Annotated in this window: 3 protein-coding genes; 1 reads left to right on the top strand and 2 read right to left on the bottom strand. The window is 69.5% G+C overall.

Annotation, left to right across the window (positions count from 1 at the left end):
- A partial coding sequence (locus FV228_RS24150; RefSeq protein WP_246694019.1) for a PBP1A family penicillin-binding protein occupies positions 1–2240 on the bottom strand: 2240 nt, incomplete at its 3' end.
- Between the two features lie 202 nt (positions 2241–2442).
- On the opposite strand from FV228_RS24150, the gene FV228_RS24155 reads away from it, so the two are divergent.
- A complete protein-coding gene (locus FV228_RS24155; RefSeq protein ID WP_147856885.1) occupies positions 2443–2934 on the top strand; it encodes a YcgN family cysteine cluster protein in 492 nt (163 codons plus the stop codon).
- Positions 2935–2937: 3 nt separating this feature from the next.
- On the opposite strand, the gene FV228_RS24160 is transcribed toward FV228_RS24155, so the two are convergent.
- A partial coding sequence (locus FV228_RS24160) for an NrsF family protein (protein ID WP_147856886.1) occupies positions 2938–3342 on the bottom strand: 405 nt, incomplete at its 5' end.

Genomic DNA, 3342 nt, shown 5'->3' on the forward strand with positions numbered 1-3342 from the left:
GCCGAGGGTGCCGCGGCCCGGTCGCCGGGCTTCCGGTCGGACTTCTGCGTGGCCTTGTCGGCGCCCGTTGCATCCGGCCGCGCGTCGCCCGCAGGCGCGCGTTCGACGGTGCGGAACAGGCCGTTCAGGCCGCCGATGACCTCGAAGGAGCGGCGCGAGAGCTTGCCGTAGGCGCTGGCATTCGGATCGATCGGGGCGGTGGGACCGCCGGACGCCTGCTGCTGGGCGGCCCGCGGGCTTTCCTTCAGGCCCGGCAAGCCCTTGATCTCGATGCCCTGGTGGGCCGGCTCCATCACGTCGTGCCAGAGCTGGGCGGGGAGCGAGCCGCCGGTCAGCTTGTTGGTCGAGGTGTGGTCGTCGTTCCCGAACCAGACCGCGCCGACGTAATTGCCGGTGTAGCCGACGAACCACGCATCCCGGTAGGCGTTCGTGGTGCCGGACTTGCCGGCGACCTTCACGCCCTCGAGCTGGGCGCGCTTGCCGGTCCCCTCCTCGACCACCTTGTTGAGCATGAAGTTCATGTCGGCGACGACCTGGGGCGGAAGCACCCGATCGGGCGCCTCGTCGGCGTGGCGGTAGATCACCTCGCCGGACGAGTTCTTCACCTCCATGGCCGCATAGGGCTTGGCCTTGTAGCCGCCGTTGGCGAACACCGCGTAGCCGGCGGCCTGGTCGATCACCGTGACCTCGTCGGAACCGATCGGCATCGAGACGGTGTCGATCAGGTTCGAGGTGATGCCCATCTTGTGGGCCAGATCGGTGATCTTCGCGCGGCCGGCCTTCGCGGCGCGGGCCTCATGGCTGATGCCCATGGCCTTGCCGAGCGAGATCGAGATCTTGATCGGGATCGTGTTGATCGACTTCGCTACGGCGAGCCACATCGGCACCCGTCCGGCATAGGACCGGCCGTAATTCTGCGGGCACCAATTGCCGATGCAGACCGGGCTGTCGACCACCGCGGTCTCGGGCTTGAACAGCCCCGACAGGAGGGCGGCGGAGTAGACGTAGGGCTTGAACGACGAGCCGGGCTGGCGCAGCGCGTCGGTGGCGCGGTTGAACTGGCTCTCGCCGTAATCGGCGCCGCCGACCATGGCGCGCAACGCCCCGTCCGGGTCGAGGATGACCATCGCAGCCTCGTCGACGTCGAAGGCGTCGCCGGACTTGCGCAGGATGTCGGCCACTGCCTCGTCGGCCCGCTTCTGGATCGCGAGGTCGAGGGGTGTCTTGACCGTCAGGACGCGGTCGTTGCGGAGCTTGCCCGCATCGGCCATGGCCTTGATCTCGCCGAAGGCCCAGTCGAGGTAATAGTCGGCGGTGATGTCGCGGGTGCGGGTCACCGGGGTCGCCGGGTTGCGCAGGGCGGTCTGGATCTGCCCTTCCGTGACGAAGCCGGCCTCCACCATGTTGTGGAGCACGTCCGCGGCGCGGGCGCGGGCGGCGGGCAGGTTGACGTGCGGGGCGTATTTCGTCGGCGCCTTGAACAGGCCCGCCAGCATGGCCGCCTCGGCCAGGCTGATGTCCTTGAGCGGCTTGCCGAAATAGTAATCCGCCGCCGCCACGGCGCCGAACGTCCCGCCGCCCATATAGGCCCGGTCGAGGTAGAGCTTCAGGATCTCGTTCTTGGTCAGGTGGCTCTCCAGCCACAGGGCCAGGAACGCCTCGTTGATTTTTCTTTCGAGCGAGCGCTCGTTCGTCAAAAAGAGATTCTTGGCGAGCTGCTGCGTGATCGAGGAGCCGCCCTGCGTTCCGCCGCCGCCGCGCGAGTTGTTGACCAGCGCCCGCAGGGTGCCGATCGGGTCGATGCCCCAGTGCTCGTAGAAGCGTCGGTCCTCGGTGGAGACCAACGCCTTGATCATGATGTCGGGAAACTCGTCGAGCTTGAGCGAGTCGTCGTGCTTGATGCCGCGCCGACCGACCTCGGTGCCGTACCGGTCGAGGAATGTGACGGCGAGGTCCTGCTGCTTCAGCCAGTTCTCGCTGGTCAGCTGGAACGCGGGCTGCGCGAAGGCGAGCAGCAGCACCGCGCCGCCGGCCCCCAGGGTCACGGCCTCGCTGGTCAGGTCGAGGGCGATCCGCTTCCAGCCGTGGACGGCGAACCGGCTCATGACCCGCTGGAAGCGCTCGTAGGCCGCGCCGGTCGAGCGGCCGCTGTCGTAGAGGCCGGCATTGACCCAGGCATCGAACGCCAAAGCGGCGCGCTCGATGCGGATCTTGATCTCGGTGAGCGTCGGCAGGCGCACGTTGTCGGACCCGGCTTGTCGAGCGCCCGCGCCGCGGGCAAGAACCGGCGGCCGAGACACCGCGCGGCGTGTCCATCCTTAGCAGGATCCGGAACGGTCGGCGAGGCTCTGCGCAGTCCCGTGATTCGCCGCAGGCCCGCCGGCTTGCCCGGCGGCGCGGGCTCGGGCAGAGACAGCCAATTCCCGATCGCGAGATTGACCGATGTCCAAGCCCGAGGCGCTGCGCCGCGGGGTCGCCGAGCCGTTCTGGCGGACCAAGACCCTCGAAGCCATGACGCCGTCCGAGTGGGAGAGCCTGTGCGACGGGTGCGGTCGGTGCTGCCTGATCAAGCTCGAGGACGACGAGACCGGCGAGGTCCACCACACCGATATCGGCTGCACCCTGCTCGACGGCCTGACCTGCCGCTGCCGCGACTATGCCCGCCGACAGAAGCGCGTGCCCGACTGCGTCCGCCTGACCCCGGAGGCGGTGCGGACGATCCCGTGGCTGCCGCCGACCTGCGGCTATCGGCTCGTCCGCGACGGCGAGCCGCTCTATCCGTGGCATCCCCTGGTCTCGGGCCGGGCCTCCAGCGTGCACGAGGCCGGCATCTCCATCCGGGGCCGGCTTGCCGGCAACGAGGAGGAGTTCTCCGACGACGAGTTGCCGGACCGGATCGTGGCCTGGCCGGGGGCGGATCCGGACGAGCGCTGACGCTCAGCTCGAGTTGACACGGCTGCCGAGCAGCCGGCCGCCCGCGAGACCGTTGAGTCCGATCACGCCCAGCACCGCCACGGCATGGATCAGCAGATCCGACGTGGTCGCGTCGTGCGGATGGAACGGCATCAACAGAGCGGCCGCCGCTGCTGCGGCCGCGAGCCCGCCGAGCGCCGCGGTCAGGTTCGGCCGGAGCGGGCAGGCGCGGCGCAGCATCACGACGATCAGCACGGAAAGCGGCGCCGAGACGCAGACCAGGAAACTGAAGCAGCCGGCGACCTCCTGGGGATTCGGCCGATCGGTGCCGGGGGCGATCCAATCGCGCAGGCAGCCGAAGCCGCTCGCCCCGATCCAGAGGGCCAGGGCGGGGAGCGGCAGCAAGGCCCAGGCCCGGGAGCGGCCCGG

Source organism: Methylobacterium sp. WL18, assembly GCF_008040015.1.
GTDB lineage: Bacteria > Pseudomonadota > Alphaproteobacteria > Rhizobiales > Beijerinckiaceae > Methylobacterium > Methylobacterium mesophilicum.

What these genes read in the sequence shown, in the direction of transcription:
- FV228_RS24155 (WP_147856885.1), top strand. Translation starts at nt 2,443, where the DNA reads ATGTCCAAGCCCGAGGCGCTGCGCCGCGGGGTCGCCGAGCCGTTCTGG.